Source organism: Ornithinibacillus liuyingii (genome assembly GCF_055550225.1).
Genome location: NZ_JBPWOS010000011.1, coordinates 116,850 through 130,937, shown reverse-complemented (window position 1 = coordinate 130,937; position 14,088 = coordinate 116,850). Strand labels below are relative to the sequence as shown.

Genomic DNA, 14,088 nt, shown 5'->3' with positions numbered 1-14,088 from the left:
TTTTTAACTATCTATAAGGTGTGTCAACTAACTAGTGTTTATAAAATATTGAGAATACGCGAGTATTTGGAAGAAAAATTAACTTTATTGAGGGAGGGCGTATGTAGTATAAAACCGCTAATTAAAGCGGTTTTTTCTATGGAGAAATTTTGTGGATCTAACTACGAACGTGCATTCGTCTTTGGGATTTGATAGAATAAAATGAAAGAGGAGGGATGATATTGGAAAAGAAGATTTCCTTTATTCATGCAGCGGACCTACATTTGGATAGCCCTTTTAAAGGATTATCGGATGTAAATGAAACAGTATTCCAAGAGATACGGCAAAGTACGTTTACAGCACTTAATAATTTAGTAGCTGTAGCCATTAAGAAAAAAGTAGATTTTGTTTTGTTAGTGGGAGATTTATTTGATAATGAAAAGCAAAGTTTAAAAGCACAGATTAGCTTACGGAACGCCTTCGAAGAATTACAGCGCCATCACATTGATGTGTATGTATCGTATGGTAATCATGATTATGTAGAAGGGAATCGGTATCCCATTACCTATCCAGAGAATGTTCATGTCTTCCCTGATGAGCAGGTACGCTCCTTTACGTATGAAAAAGATCATATTCCATTAGCTACTATCTATGGATTTAGTTATGAGCGACGAGCGGTAGTGGAGAACAAGGTGAATCAGTATAAAAAAATAGACGAGCAAATTCCTTTCCATATTGCTATGCTCCACGGAAGTATAGAAAGTAACACCGAACACGATACATATGCACCATTTAAACTAGGTGAGCTTCTAGAAAAGGATTTTGATTATTGGGCACTAGGTCATATTCATAAACGAGCGGTATTAAAGGAGAATCCTTCTGTCGTATACCCGGGGAATATTCAAGGGCGAAATAGGAAGGAATCGGATGAAAAAGGGTGTTATTACGTTGAGATGGTCAAAGGGAAGCAAACGCTCGAATTTATTGCATTAAACGCAATACAATATGGTCACGTAACAATAGATGTGTCAGAATGTGAGACGATTCATCAGGTTGAACAACGAATAACAAAGCAACTGAAAGAGTTAGATGTTGCATTACCCCTATTAGTTGACTTGGAGTTACACAGCAACAAAGATACAATACTTGAATGGAAGAATGAAAATCTATTACAAGAAATAGTAGAGATGTGGAATGAGAGCTTTAGCCAACAGAAAAACTGGATCTATATCTTTCGTTATACAAGTAAATATACCAACATAGCCTTACCAAATAACTTGAGAGGGGAGCATTTTCTCGGCGAACTAACGATGAACGTAGACCATTTCTCATCAGCTTCACACCTAACAGACTTATATCAACATAAAGAAGCGAGAAAGTATTTGGATGTTTTATCGGAGGAAATGGAAGAACAGATTAAAAAGGAAGCTTATGAGCTTGTTTTACATGAGCTTATGAAGGAGTGATGCTTTAATGAAACTACTCCAAGCAACTATTTATGGTTTCGGAAAATGGGTTGATTATCATATTGATTTTAGTAAAGATTCATTTTTAATAATATATGGAGAAAATGAGTCTGGGAAAACTACTCTGCAGCGTTTTATTTTATTTATGTTATTTGGAATGCCACCAAAACAGCGCAGATTTTATCAACCGAAAACAAGTAGTAAAATGGGTGGGAGTTTGACGGTTTTTGATCCTGAAGTGGGCATTTACACAATTGAACGATTAGCTGATACGCGAAATGGAGTAGCAATATGCCATACAGCGGATGGGGAAGAACATGATGAAAATTGGCTTCGTGATAAACTACATGGGATAGATGAGAAAACCTATCAAGCGATCTTCTCTTTCTCAGCTGCTGATTTGAGCAGGTTACAAGATGTAAAGCAAGAGAATATTAGTGAAATATTACTAGGAATTGGTCTCACAGGATCGTCGAAAATACATTCTATTGAAAAAAGGCTCGACCAACGAATAAGTGATTACTTTAAGCCCTATGGAAAAAATCCTGTAATTAATCAACAATTAGTGAAACTTGAACAACTTCATGTACAGTTACATGAGCTAGAGAATGAAGAATCCACCTACCGGGAAAAAAAGAATGCCATTATAGAGCTGGAAACCGATATTGAACACGTTACACAACAAATGAAGGAGTATAAACAAGCTCAGTACCAGCTGGATAAACTGATGCAAGCCTTACCACAAGTTGAAGCATACAAGCAATATCAGCTAAGACTACACGAATTACCAGAAGAAATTCCTTTTCCTGAGGAAGGAATAGAACGGCTAGAGTCATTAAAAGATAAATGGTATCCTCTAAAAAGTGAAAGGAATGTTTTAGAAAGAAATAGAGAAAAGCTTATTAGAGAACTAAAAGAATTACAAAACAAAAATAATGATTTTCCATATGAAGAAGCGGTAGCTGTTTGCTCCAAATTTGCAGATCATCAAAAAGTGAAGGAAAATTTATTCACAATTCAAGAGCAAATAAAAACACTTGATGAGGGGATTAATTCAGGAATAACGGAATTAAATGTTGGGTTAAACAAAGATGACTTAGCCGAGCTTTCTCTCCCGTTCCATTTGGAAAAGCAGTGGGCGGATTTGAAACAGACATTCGAGAGCTTAAAGCAGCAGCTAGAGGTAAACAAGGATAGTATACAGCTTCAACAAGCAAAACAGAATAGACTAGAACAAGAATTACAAGATATTGAGTTATCCTTACTTAAGCCAGAGGAAAGAAAAGAGCTTGAGGAAGTAATGGAAGCATATAAAGAAACGAAATTACTTCATGCCTTACAAAAGGAGCATATAGAAAAACAAAAAAATTGGAGCAAGACAAGGCAACAAACGAATAAGCGGATAGGGCTTTTCTTAAGCTTAAGTGTTTTCATTGGTACTTTCTTCGGTATACTAGCATTCGTGCTTAAAGACTATGTATATGTTAGTATAACTGCTGTGAGCCTACTCTTTGGAGTCACACAATGGATCTATGGTAAAAAATCGATTCATCATATGGAAGAAATGCTCAGACAGACTATTCATCCACAATCCGACAATATCGTGATTACCGAGGATGAAAGAGCAAAGGCTGCGAAGATCCTAGAAATAAATCGAGAAAACTTACGAGATATTGAATTATTAGAGGATAAATTAAGAGATTCTGATATTACGCTGAACCAATTAAGAGAACAGAAAATCTTATTGGAACAACGAGAATTGGAATTGGAAAAGGAAATAGCTAATCAAAGACATATATTTACTTTTCTCTCTCATGTTGAGGTGGTATACTGGCAGGAGCTATTTCATTCATTAAGAGGATTATTGAAGGATGTTAAACAAGTAAATGAATTACAAATACAAGAACATGAGCATAATCAAGAACTAGAAAGCTATCAGGAGACGATTAATCGATTTTTTCAAAGAAATCACTTTGAAAATACACCTCGAACACTATTAGCAAAACTAGAGTTTTTAGAGCTAGGGATTGAACAATATCGACAGCGAGAAAAACAGCTTCACCAAACGAAACAATCGTTAAGGGAAGTAGAGAAACAATTAAATGAAATAGTAATGAAGTGTGACACGTTAGAACAAGAAATGAATTCGCTCTTTATGGTTGCCAATGTAAAAGATGAAGAAGCGTATTATTTGAAAGCGAGAGAGTTAAAAGAGCAAAAGGAACTTGTGAATCATTGTGAGCAAATAAAAGCACAGTATTCTAGCTTTTTTACGAAGGAAAGATGGGAAGAGATAGTAGCTTGTCCACCAAAGCTTAGCAAAATCGAGCTAGAAGTGACGGAGATTCTTCAGGAAATCCAACAATTGGAGGAAGAAAGGGAAAAGAAACGTAATCAATTAGCCCAATTGAAGCTAGACATCAAGCGATTAGAAGCCTCCGAAACGTATTCGCAAATGATCCATAAGTTTGAGCAGGAAAAGGAAAAGTTAAGGAAGCTTGCTCGTGAATGGGCTATTCATAAAGTAGCAAAAGAGTTACTCACGGAGACGAAAGGAAACTTTCGCGATAAATATTTATTTAAAGTAATGGAAAAGACAACACATTTTTTCCAGCTATTAACCAATCAGGTCTATATCAAAGTTTATCCACCAGTAGAGGATAAGCCTTTTGTAGTGGAGCGAGTTGACCATATTCGTTTTCAGGTACAGGAATTGTCACAAGGAACAATAAATCAATTATATGTGGCACTCCGATTAGCAATTAGTCTCGTAATGAGTGAAAGCTTGCGAATGCCATTTATAATGGATGATGCGTTTGTTCACTTTGATGTGGTAAGATATGATCGAATGATTTCGATTCTAAATGAGATATCAAAGCAGCATCAAATCCTTTTGTTTACATGCAAGTTGGATATCACATCGAGAATGGATAATAAGAACTTAATCCGGTTGACAAATACTGTGCCCTTAGTAGAAAATTAGTAATAAAATAACGTATACGAGTTACTAGTTAGAAAGCTAATTGATTGGATCATACGAGATGAAATAGCTTATTTATATCATGTGTTGGGCTTCGTATATCAAGCATAAATGGAGGTACATCCGGTGACAGAGGACAAAGATAGTAAAGAATGGGAAAAACATGAAGAAACAATTGAAAAGTTCATCCAAACAATAGCGAAGAATATGAACCTGTATGGCTTAACGTCATCCATAGGTAGATTATATGGGGTTCTATATTTTTCTGATGAGCCGATGACATTAGATGATATGCGAGAAGCTCTTGAAATGAGTAAGACAAGTATGTCTACGGGAGTAAGAGCATTATCCGATATGAAAATGGTGGAAACCGCCTTTAGAAAGGGAATCCGTAAAGATTTGTATCGTTCCGAGGAGGATTGGTATAAATCGTTTACTTCTTTATTCGGCAATCGATGGAGAAAGAATACAGAATCAAATATCGAAGAGGCTGAAGAGACGTTAGAGGAATTAAGAAAGCTATATGATGCTACAGAAGACGAAGAACTAAAAGAGAGAATTGAACGCGATATGGAGCGCTTAGAGTATGCGAAGAATTATTATAAATGGCTAATGAATTTCATCCATGTCGTGGAGTCTGGTAAGATATTCGAATATATACCGAAGAACAATTAAAAGATGTTAACAGCTGAGATTGACGTTTGCTTTTTGAATGCAAGTCAATCTCATTTCTATTATGGGGGAGGAACGATAACATGATAAAAGGAATGGGAAAAGGGATTGGCCATCATCAAATAGGAGATTCATTTGAAGGATTTGTCCTAATAAAGGATGCAACTAAAGGAACGGCAAGTAATGGTAAACCGTTTTTAACACTTGTATTACGAGATGCAACAGGGGAAATCGAAGCAAAGCTTTGGGACGTGACAGGGGAAGATGAAGCACTGTTTGTTCAGGAACAAATTATTCGCATTACTGGTGAAATAAATCAATTTCGCGGGAAACCTCAAATGCGAATCAATTCTATTCGACTAGCACAAGCGACAGATGGTATTCAAGTTGCTGATCTTCTAGAAAAAGCCCCCGTAGAACGGGAAGAATTGATGACTAGGCTGACAGAGATTATTTTTGAAATGCAAAATCCAACGATTCAACGAATTGTTCGAGCGATTATTAAAAAGTATCAAGAACCACTATCCCTTTATCCAGCAGCTACACGTAACCATCACGAGTATGTATCTGGTCTTGCCCATCATATTGTTAGTATGTTAAAGATTGCTAGGGAATTATGTGACCTGTATCCACAGGTAAACAAGGACCTTTTATATGCTGGCATTATATTACATGATATTGGCAAGTTAAAAGAATTATCTGGTGTTGTATCTACTACCTATACACTCCAAGGAAAATTACTTGGTCATATACCAATGATGGTAGAGGAAATTGGTCATATAGCAAGAGAGTTAGAAGTTGATGGAGAAGAAGTCCTCATCCTACAGCATTTAGTTTTATCACATCACGGGAAAGCCGAGTGGGGGAGTCCAACACCACCATTAGTAAGAGAAGCGGAATTATTGCATTTAATTGATTTAATCGATGCAAAGATGAATATGTTAAATCGTGCATTAGAAAAAGTGAAACCTGGTGAATTTACGGAGCGTTTATATGCAATGGACAATCGATCGTTCTATAAGCCTACGTTTGAATGAGCAGTTTTTTTAAGTAATATTCTACCCTCTTGTACATATAATTGGAATAAGTAGCAATGGACAAGGGGGTAGAATAATGATATTTGGAATGCCTTGGTGGGTTTTCATGGTTATTTTATTTATTTTCTTTAGTGGTTATATGGCTTTTCGGGCAATGCGTGCGGAAAGAGCACTGGAGAAGCAATATATTGAACGTGAAGGTCAAGTGTATATGAAAAGAATAGAAGAAGAACGTGAACAACGTAGACAAGAGCAAAAGGAAGTAACTAATTAGGTAAAAAAAGACTGCCACCAAATTCAGATTTGGTGGCAGTCTTAGTTTATTAACCTTGTGCTTCTGGAGTAGTGAACAGATCTTTGTATTCTTCAATTTTTATATCTACGCCAGCATCTTCAATTAGCTTGTCCAATTTAGATTGAACATCATTGTAATCAATTTGCTCTAATGCTAGTTGACGACGAATGTCTTCTTTTTTATCTTCGAAGGTAGGAACGTCTGTTACTTGGATGAAGTGTGTACCAAAGTTAGATTCAACTGGCCCGCTAATTTCACCCTCTTCTAAAGTAAAAGCAACCTCTTCGAATTCCTTAACCATTCTACCGGTTGTGAAGTAACCTAAGTCGCCACCATTAGCAGCACTGCCATCATCAGAGTATTCTTTTGCAAGTTCTGCAAAATCTTCGCCCTCATCAAGTTTCTTTTGTACTTCTGCAACAAGTGCTTCTGTTTCTTCAGCAGTTCTGTCCTCATTTTTTTCAATTAGGATGTGGCTTGCACGAATTTCGATTTCTCGATTTTCTTTCATTTCATTGAATTTATCCTCAAGTTCTTCATCGGAGAATTCGATATCCTCAAACATAAGTTTTTCTTGGAGTAGTCTTTGATATGTTTGGTCACGGAATGCTTCTTCATCTGGGTAACCTTGTTGTGTTAACCACATGTTGAACATGTCACCTTGCGCATCTTTGGCTTCTTGTACCGCATTATCTAATTCTTCATCTGATACTTCATATTTATCTTCTAATACTTTAATGACAACCATATTGTAAAGCGCACTTTCACCAATATAATTTTTCATTTCATTATAGAAGTCTTCCTTTGTGATGTCTCCTACTGTAGATTCTACAACTACCTCTGAATTTGCATCATTACTGCATCCAGATAATAATAAAACACCTGCTGTAATAGTTGCAGCGATTGTTAGTTTCTTCATTACATTACACTCCTAATCTCTTCTTTATTACTTCGTATAACTAATGATTAATATACCATAGTTTATCAATAAAATAATAGCTAAATCCAGAATTACTTATTTTTTACACACTTTATCTTGATATTGTAATGGAAAGTAAAAATGAAGACATGGAGCTAATTACCATTAGGACAAGTGATGTTAAACCATAGCATTTAATACTTTAATGTATGAGGATACAAGTAAGATAAGTATCATAATATTAGTAAATCGAAATACAGTCGCTTGCTTGTTATCATTCATCTCCAATTTTTTACAAAATTTATCAGTTAAAGAATTAAATATAACTAAAATGATAAATCCATAAATAAGAAAAATAAGGAACATACCTTACAACCTCCTCGTGCAAAACTGCTAATTAATGCGTTATGTATAAAAAAACGTAAAAATGAAAAAATAGTAGGTTAGTACATATAAAATACTGTAACAAAAAATTCAATTATTGGATAGTAAAAAAGAAGAGGCAAGATTAGATGCCTCTTCTAGTTCGCTTTCAATAGTATATCAAAGCCTTGATCGTCTTTTTCCACAAAAGATTGTCTAGGTGCTTTGATAATGTGCTTGATTGATAAAAAGTCTAAAAAGGACATGCCTACATTAATAGATGTGAATAAAAGAAAATAAACATATATACTTGGAAAAAGTAATGATGCAATAATCCCGGGAAATGTTAAGACAATAGTAGGGGTTAGTGCTGATAAAATATAAGCATACTTCTTAATTCGTGCATCCGCATAGAAGGTAAATATCGGTAGTCCTCTTTTTCGATTGATTATTAATTTCATTTTTCTATTTATCATAATTAATGGTAAAATATGCAATAAAGAATGAAGTGTTGGCAATAAGATGATTGCCAGTACAAATAGGAAAATTCCTGAATCACTAACTGAATTACCTTGATGTAACATGGAGAATGGTACATAAAGTATGATAAAGGTTATAAGACTAGTAAAACAAGATATTAAATTAATCCATCTCATACCATATTGCTTATTTAAATTAACAGATTTCCAGCAATTCATATTATGCCTTCTCCTTCACTTCGTTATGTTAGACTATGAATGATTGTCTAAAGGAATGACTATTAATTCTAAAGCCTTATTGATGATAGTATCTTATAAAGGAAATTGCAATAGGATTTACGAAAAAAAATTATATAAAAATACTAGCAATTGAAATTATATTCTGATAACTAAGAAAAGAGTGGGCGAAAGAGGGGGTTCGAGATGAGTGAGCATAACAATCTGGCAACATTTCATTTACAGTTGCTAACGAGAATTATCGATGTGAATAAATTCCCTTTCACGAAGCTTGTTATCGAAAATGAAATAACAGAAGAAGAATATAAGGAAATATTTCATACAATAGAGAATATTAATTCGGAGTATATAGAACAGAAAGAAGAGGGATTACTGCATTATTCCTCCCTTTTAGCTAGGTTTGCAGGGTTACTGAATCCAAAACTAAATCCAACAGATACAATTTATGCTTTAAGAAGAGAAGGTTATTTTCCAGACTTATTAGATGAATTTATTCAAATCCTAAAAAAAGATGGCTTATAGAGGTTATCCCCTATAGTCATCTTTTTTTATTTGAGAAGCTTCATAAAAGAATTCTTCTAATTGTTTATGAAACTGCATGATTTGAAGCAGCCTTTTCTCTAAATCTCGATTTCTTTCATCTGTAGTTATCTGTTCAATTTGACCTTTAATTTCTAGCAATGCATCTTTTCGATCAGATGTGGCATCGAGCCACTTCTTTAGATAGGAATTCATGAAGTGCTTAAAAAGTTGACTGTTGGCTTGGTATAAATCCTTACGTACTCCTTTTTTCCACACTCGCTTTACTAGATTTAGATCGACTAAACTCCTAACACTATTACTCATGGAGGTTTTACTTTTTCCTAATGCTTCACTAAGTTCATCTAACGTTAGAGGTTGCGCTTCCATATATAGTATCGTAAATACTCTAGCTTCTAAAGGGGATAGCTCAAATAATTCAATTGTTTTAGCGAATTCCAATAAAATACCGTTCTTAATCGTTTCGTTGCTGCTATTCAACATGAAACCCTCCTATATGTACCTAACTTAAGGTTACAATAGTATCACTTTAATTAAAAATGGATAGTTAAGGTGGATTATGGAGTATTATGGAGTATTTATAAGGAAAGACACTGTATAATTAGTACAGAATAAACTGTACAATTTATATGTTCGAAAATTAAAGAATATCAAGTTTGTCCTGTCCGTACAATAAAGTATATAGTAATACAGTAAGCAAAACACGGCGTTTATGAAATCAATCTATTAATCAAGGATTTAATGGATAGATGTTAATTGTATAGAAAGAGGTGAAGGTTTTGCCGATTATAGAGGCAAAAAACCTATCAAAGGTTTTTGGGAAAAATCCAAAGCAGGCATTAGAACTTTTGGATAAAGGATTATCAAAGGAAGAAATTTTAAAAAAGACAGGTAGTACTGTTGGTGTTAATCGAGCATCATTTACGGTTGAGCCAGGAGAAATCTTCGTTATCATGGGGTTATCTGGAAGTGGTAAATCAACGTTAGTAAGACTGATAAATCGATTAATCGACCCGACAGAAGGAAGCATGTTAGTTGATGGACAGGATTTAGCAAAAATGGATAAGAAGGAGCTACGTCAAGTACGTCGTGAAAAACTTGGCATGGTGTTCCAGCGTTTTGCACTCTTTCCAAATCGTACGGTTCTACAAAATACGGAATTTGGATTAGAGGTTCAAAAGATTCCTAAAGAGGAAAGAACAAAAAAAGCAAAAGAAGCACTTGAACTTGTAGGATTAGGTGGTTACGCCCATCAAAAACCTGACCAGCTATCTGGTGGTATGCAACAACGTGTTGGTCTAGCTAGAGCGTTAGCTAATGATCCGGAAGTACTTCTAATGGATGAAGCATTCTCAGCACTTGACCCCTTAATACGTAAGGACATGCAAGATGAATTAATAGACTTACAATCTACTATGAAAAAGACGATTATTTTTATTACACATGATTTGGATGAGGCATTACGGATTGGGGACCGAATTGCACTAATGAAGGATGGATCGATCGTACAGATTGGAACGCCGGAGGAAATATTAGTTAATCCTGCTAATGAGTATGTTGAACGATTTGTAGAAGATGTTGACCGTTCAAAAGTATTAACGGCACAACATATCATGAAGCGACCTGAGACGATAAATATTGAAAAGCACGGTCCACGTGTAGCATTAGAACGAATGAAGGAATCTGGTATATCTAGCATTTTAGTAGTAGATAGTAAACGTAATTTAAAAGGATATGTAACAGCTGATGATGCTTCGGATGCAAGGAAACAAGATGTTCGTGACTTAAAAGAAATTATGCGGACTGATATTAAAGAGGTAGAAAAAGAAACTACTATGCAAGACATTTTTAATGTAATCAATGGTTCACCTGTTCCTGTAGCGGTTGTTCAAGATAAGAAACTGGTAGGAATAATTGTACGAGGTGCTGTCATTGCTGCTCTTGCTGGGGATAGTGAGGTGAATCTAGAACATGTTTAAAGAATGGTTTACAGAAGGAATACCGATAGCAGATTGGGCTAAGGACTTTACGAGTTGGACAAAGGATACATTTGCTATTTTCTTTGATCCGATAAAACAACATCTAGGTAATTTTATGGAATGGTTTTCTGAAGATGTATTAATGTTAATACCGCCATATATATTTATGATTATTATCGCTATTTTAGCATTTGTTTTATCTAAGAAGAAAATTGGTTTGACAATCTTTTCATTTGTTGGACTATGGTTAATTTACAACCAAGGTTACTGGGAAGAGTTAATGAGCACGGTCACGCTAGTACTAATAGCAAGTTTACTCTCTATTATAATAGGTGTCCCTATCGGCATACTAATGTCTAAAAGTAAAACAGCAGAAGCAATTCTTAAACCAGTATTAGATTTCATGCAGACGATGCCTGCATTCGTATATTTAATACCAGCGGTTGCATTCTTTGGAATTGGAATGGTTCCAGGTGTATTCGCATCGTTAATCTTTGCAACACCACCTACTGTTCGGTTTACGAATTTAGGAATCCGTCAAGTCTCAAAAGAGCTAATTGAAGCTTCAGAAGCATTTGGTAGTACGGGTGCTCAGAAACTTTTTAAAGTAGAGCTACCAATGGCAAAGGCTACCATTATGGCTGGTATAAATCAGACTGTCATGCTTGCGCTATCAATGGTCGTTATTGCTTCCATGATTGGAGCACCTGGTCTTGGAAAAGAAGTATTAACAGCATTACAGCGTTCTGATGTCGGTACAGGGTTTGTTGCCGGTATAGGAATTGTAATAGTAGCGATTATAATTGATCGTTTTACACAGAGCATGAATAAGCAAAACAATGCTTAAATCAGGCATGCTTCCGCTTCAAGTGCGGGAATGCTTATGCCTCATAAGGAGTATTATTGGTAAACTTTTCATGATGAAAAGTTCAATATAAATACATTATTTTAAAAGGGGAGTTAGCTATTATGTTTAAACGTAACTGGAAACGTCTAGGATTGATTGCTGGTTTATCATTATCATTATTTGCAGCTGGTTGCTCATCAGACAATGATTCATCTAGTGATGAGGGTTCATCAGAAGCAGGGAAAGAAATTAATCTTGCTTATGTAACATGGGATACCGAAATTGCTTCTACAAATGTTGTAGGTAAAGTGTTAGAAGACTTAGGGTATGATGTAAAATTAACAGCATTAGATAACTCCATAATGTGGGAAGCGGTAGCAAATGGTGAAGCTGATGCAATGGTTGCTGCATGGTTACCAGCGACACATGGTAGTCAATTTGAGCAATATGGTGACCAAATGGAGCAGCTTGGTCCTAATCTTGAAGGAGCTAAAATTGGGTTAGTCGTACCATCGTATATGGATGTTGATTCAATTGAAGATCTATCTGACGAAGCTGGTAAAAAGATTACTGGCATTGAACCAGGAGCAGGTGTAGTAGCAACTTCTGAACAAGCATTAGAAGATTATGAAAACCTCGAGGATTGGGAAGTCGTAACCTCTTCAAGTGGTGCAATGGCCACTGCTTTAGGAGAAGCGTATGAGAACGAAGAAGAAATTATTGTAACTGGTTGGTCTCCGCACTGGAAATTCGCTAAATATGATCTGAAATATTTAGAGGATCCAAAGGGTACATTCGGTGGAGCAGAAACTATTGAAACGATGGTTCGTAAAGGTTTAAAGGACGATTTACCAGAAGCTTACCAAGTGCTTGATAACTTCTTCTGGACTCCGGAAGATTTAGAATCCGTTATGCTTGATATCTCTGAAGGTATGAACGAAGAAGAAGCAGCAGCTAAATGGGTAGAAGAAAATCCAGATAAAGTTGCGGAGTGGACAAAAGGAATTGAATAATAAATCATATTGAGGAAACCTGTAGGCTTATAAGGCTTGCAGGTTTTTTAGTGCTAGTGGTAGAAGGAGAAGGGAAAAAGTTTCAAGGAAGAATAGTAATCAACCATCTTTGAAGTATAATTTGTAATAAAAAAACCAACACACTTAAAGTGTTGGTTTCTATCTTCATTTTCTATTTCTTACTAGCATTTACTTTCTCTTCTAAATCCTTAAGGCTTGATTCAATTTGTTCCAAATATTGGTGAATGTTTTTCTGATGTGGTTCTACCGATTCTTTCCATTCGACTATAGAGCTTTTCATTTCATGTGTTAAATCCTTAATGAGGGAAACACCTTCTTTAGATGTTGCTGCAATTTGTTTTTTAAGACGTAGTCCATCCAGTTTAAGATTTTCCAAAAGCTCCATCCATTCTTGGGATTGATCTTTTACCTTATTTCTAAATTCTTTACCTGATGATGGAGTAGTTAATAATGTTGTAACTGCTCCAACTACACCTCCTACCATTATACCTAGCATGAGAGATTTACCTTTTGCCATATGAATCCCGCTCCTTCCCATTCACTATAATTTTTCCTTGTTTCTCTATTTGTATGTATTAGGAATGTTTTCCTTAAAAAATCCCCTGACAACACAGATGCCAGGGGATTTATCCTATCATTTATTAAACAACTATTGGCTTGGATCGCTTTAGTATTTGCTGGACTACTGGAAAAATAATAATCATCAGCACCGTATTTAAAGCAGCTGCAGGTAATACAGCAGAAGCAAAAGCGAGTACAAATACGCCATCCATTAGTCCTACGACATATAACGCTAATGTAAGAAAAATGGCTCCACTAATCATTGTACCAACAGCAGTTAAAACAGGTACGCCTATTCTTATGTTGACTCGATCTTTAATTAACAGAAAGAGTGCAAAAAAGATGATGGCTGTAATTGGTTTTTCAATAAAATTGGCTATTTGACCACCAGGTGCATTTGTCGTGAGCGCCGATAAAATCCCTGTTGCAATTGCTAATACACCAACATATTTCAATTTAGGAAATAACATGATACCGATAAACATCATAGCTAACATCATGTCTGGTGTTACACCATAAATTGGGGGCATGATAAAATGCAATACAGCACCCATCCCTACTAATAGTGATAAAATGACTAAAACCCTTGTATTCATTTGTACCTCTCCTCAGCTAAGCTATCTAAGCTCATAAATTTTTGTTCCTCAACTGTACACTCGTTGTCAGTTGCAGAAACTTATCATAAGTATATCAAACATCG

General features: G+C 35.5%; 14 protein-coding genes. 9 read left to right on the top strand and 5 right to left on the bottom strand.

Going from position 1 to position 14,088, the window contains the following annotated elements; genetic code table 11:
* Positions 1 to 221 precede the first annotated feature (221 nt).
* From ACSKT4_RS15530 to ACSKT4_RS15510, 5 genes are all read left to right on the top strand, one after another.
* A complete protein-coding gene (locus ACSKT4_RS15530) occupies positions 222 to 1,445 on the top strand; it encodes a metallophosphoesterase family protein (protein ID WP_465823657.1) in 1,224 nt (407 codons plus the stop codon).
* 7 nt (positions 1,446 to 1,452) lie between these two features.
* Positions 1,453 to 4,428: an ATP-binding protein gene (locus ACSKT4_RS15525; RefSeq protein ID WP_465823656.1), complete on the top strand. Its 2,976-nt coding sequence runs from the start codon at positions 1,453 to 1,455 to the stop codon at positions 4,426 to 4,428.
* A gap of 123 nt (positions 4,429 to 4,551) precedes the next feature.
* Entirely contained in the window at positions 4,552 to 5,100 is a 549-nt protein-coding gene (locus ACSKT4_RS15520; RefSeq protein ID WP_343221445.1) for a GbsR/MarR family transcriptional regulator, read from the top strand.
* A gap of 92 nt (positions 5,101 to 5,192) precedes the next feature.
* Positions 5,193 to 6,134, top strand: coding sequence for a 3'-5' exoribonuclease YhaM (gene yhaM, locus ACSKT4_RS15515; protein ID WP_186869410.1), 942 nt, complete (start codon positions 5,193 to 5,195; stop codon positions 6,132 to 6,134).
* A gap of 76 nt (positions 6,135 to 6,210) precedes the next feature.
* On the top strand, positions 6,211 to 6,408 hold the full coding sequence (locus tag ACSKT4_RS15510) for a sporulation YhaL family protein (protein ID WP_186869323.1): 198 nt from the start codon (positions 6,211 to 6,213) through the stop codon (positions 6,406 to 6,408).
* Between the two features lie 49 nt (positions 6,409 to 6,457).
* On the opposite strand, the gene ACSKT4_RS15505 is transcribed toward ACSKT4_RS15510, so the two are convergent.
* The gene (locus ACSKT4_RS15505; protein WP_186869324.1) at positions 6,458 to 7,348 is read right to left on the bottom strand and encodes a peptidylprolyl isomerase; all 891 of its coding nucleotides are present in this window, start codon (positions 7,346 to 7,348) and stop codon (positions 6,458 to 6,460) included.
* Between the two features lie 521 nt (positions 7,349 to 7,869).
* Positions 7,870 to 8,409, bottom strand: a complete 540-nt coding sequence (locus ACSKT4_RS15500; protein WP_186869325.1) for a DUF3267 domain-containing protein — start codon at positions 8,407 to 8,409, stop codon at positions 7,870 to 7,872.
* A gap of 204 nt (positions 8,410 to 8,613) precedes the next feature.
* Here ACSKT4_RS15500 and ACSKT4_RS15495 point away from each other — a divergent pair, with 204 nt between their 5' ends.
* Entirely contained in the window at positions 8,614 to 8,949 is a 336-nt protein-coding gene (locus ACSKT4_RS15495; protein WP_186869326.1) for a DUF1878 family protein, read from the top strand.
* Between the two features lie 3 nt (positions 8,950 to 8,952).
* On the opposite strand, the gene ACSKT4_RS15490 is transcribed toward ACSKT4_RS15495, so the two are convergent.
* Positions 8,953 to 9,450, bottom strand: a complete 498-nt coding sequence (locus ACSKT4_RS15490; protein WP_186869327.1) for a GbsR/MarR family transcriptional regulator — start codon at positions 9,448 to 9,450, stop codon at positions 8,953 to 8,955.
* A 296-nt stretch (positions 9,451 to 9,746) separates the two neighbouring features.
* On the opposite strand from ACSKT4_RS15490, the gene ACSKT4_RS15485 reads away from it, so the two are divergent.
* The 3 genes from ACSKT4_RS15485 to ACSKT4_RS15475 all read left to right on the top strand — a co-directional run bounded on the left by ACSKT4_RS15485 (position 9,747) and on the right by ACSKT4_RS15475 (position 12,806).
* Entirely contained in the window at positions 9,747 to 10,946 is a 1,200-nt protein-coding gene (locus ACSKT4_RS15485; RefSeq protein WP_186869328.1) for a quaternary amine ABC transporter ATP-binding protein, read from the top strand.
* A complete protein-coding gene (locus ACSKT4_RS15480) occupies positions 10,939 to 11,793 on the top strand; it encodes an ABC transporter permease (RefSeq protein WP_186869329.1) in 855 nt (284 codons plus the stop codon). The genes ACSKT4_RS15485 and ACSKT4_RS15480 overlap by 8 nt, the downstream gene beginning before the upstream one ends.
* A gap of 122 nt (positions 11,794 to 11,915) precedes the next feature.
* Complete coding sequence (locus ACSKT4_RS15475) at positions 11,916 to 12,806, top strand: glycine betaine ABC transporter substrate-binding protein (RefSeq protein ID WP_186869330.1); 891 nt, start codon at positions 11,916 to 11,918, stop codon at positions 12,804 to 12,806.
* Between the two features lie 172 nt (positions 12,807 to 12,978).
* On the opposite strand, the gene ACSKT4_RS15470 is transcribed toward ACSKT4_RS15475, so the two are convergent.
* Both ACSKT4_RS15470 and ACSKT4_RS15465 read right to left on the bottom strand, forming a co-directional pair.
* Entirely contained in the window at positions 12,979 to 13,344 is a 366-nt protein-coding gene (locus tag ACSKT4_RS15470) for a YtxH domain-containing protein (protein WP_186869331.1), read from the bottom strand.
* A gap of 124 nt (positions 13,345 to 13,468) precedes the next feature.
* Positions 13,469 to 13,984, bottom strand: coding sequence for a tryptophan transporter (locus ACSKT4_RS15465; RefSeq protein WP_465823655.1), 516 nt, complete (start codon positions 13,982 to 13,984; stop codon positions 13,469 to 13,471).
* Positions 13,985 to 14,088 lie beyond the last annotated feature (104 nt).

Coding starts and splice junctions, on each gene's coding strand:
- ACSKT4_RS15525 (WP_465823656.1), top strand. CDS start 1,453: ATGAAACTACTCCAAGCAACTATTTATGGTTTCGGAAAATGGGTTGAT.
- yhaM (WP_186869410.1), top strand. CDS start 5,193: ATGGGAAAAGGGATTGGCCATCATCAAATAGGAGATTCATTTGAAGGA.
- ACSKT4_RS15510 (WP_186869323.1), top strand. CDS start 6,211: ATGATATTTGGAATGCCTTGGTGGGTTTTCATGGTTATTTTATTTATT.
- ACSKT4_RS15505 (WP_186869324.1), bottom strand. CDS start 7,348: ATGAAGAAACTAACAATCGCTGCAACTATTACAGCAGGTGTTTTATTA.
- ACSKT4_RS15500 (WP_186869325.1), bottom strand. CDS start 8,409: ATGAATTGCTGGAAATCTGTTAATTTAAATAAGCAATATGGTATGAGA.
- ACSKT4_RS15495 (WP_186869326.1), top strand. CDS start 8,614: ATGAGTGAGCATAACAATCTGGCAACATTTCATTTACAGTTGCTAACG.
- ACSKT4_RS15490 (WP_186869327.1), bottom strand. CDS start 9,450: ATGTTGAATAGCAGCAACGAAACGATTAAGAACGGTATTTTATTGGAA.
- ACSKT4_RS15480 (WP_186869329.1), top strand. CDS start 10,939: ATGTTTAAAGAATGGTTTACAGAAGGAATACCGATAGCAGATTGGGCT.
- ACSKT4_RS15475 (WP_186869330.1), top strand. CDS start 11,916: ATGTTTAAACGTAACTGGAAACGTCTAGGATTGATTGCTGGTTTATCA.
- ACSKT4_RS15470 (WP_186869331.1), bottom strand. CDS start 13,344: ATGGCAAAAGGTAAATCTCTCATGCTAGGTATAATGGTAGGAGGTGTA.
- ACSKT4_RS15465 (WP_465823655.1), bottom strand. CDS start 13,984: ATGAATACAAGGGTTTTAGTCATTTTATCACTATTAGTAGGGATGGGT.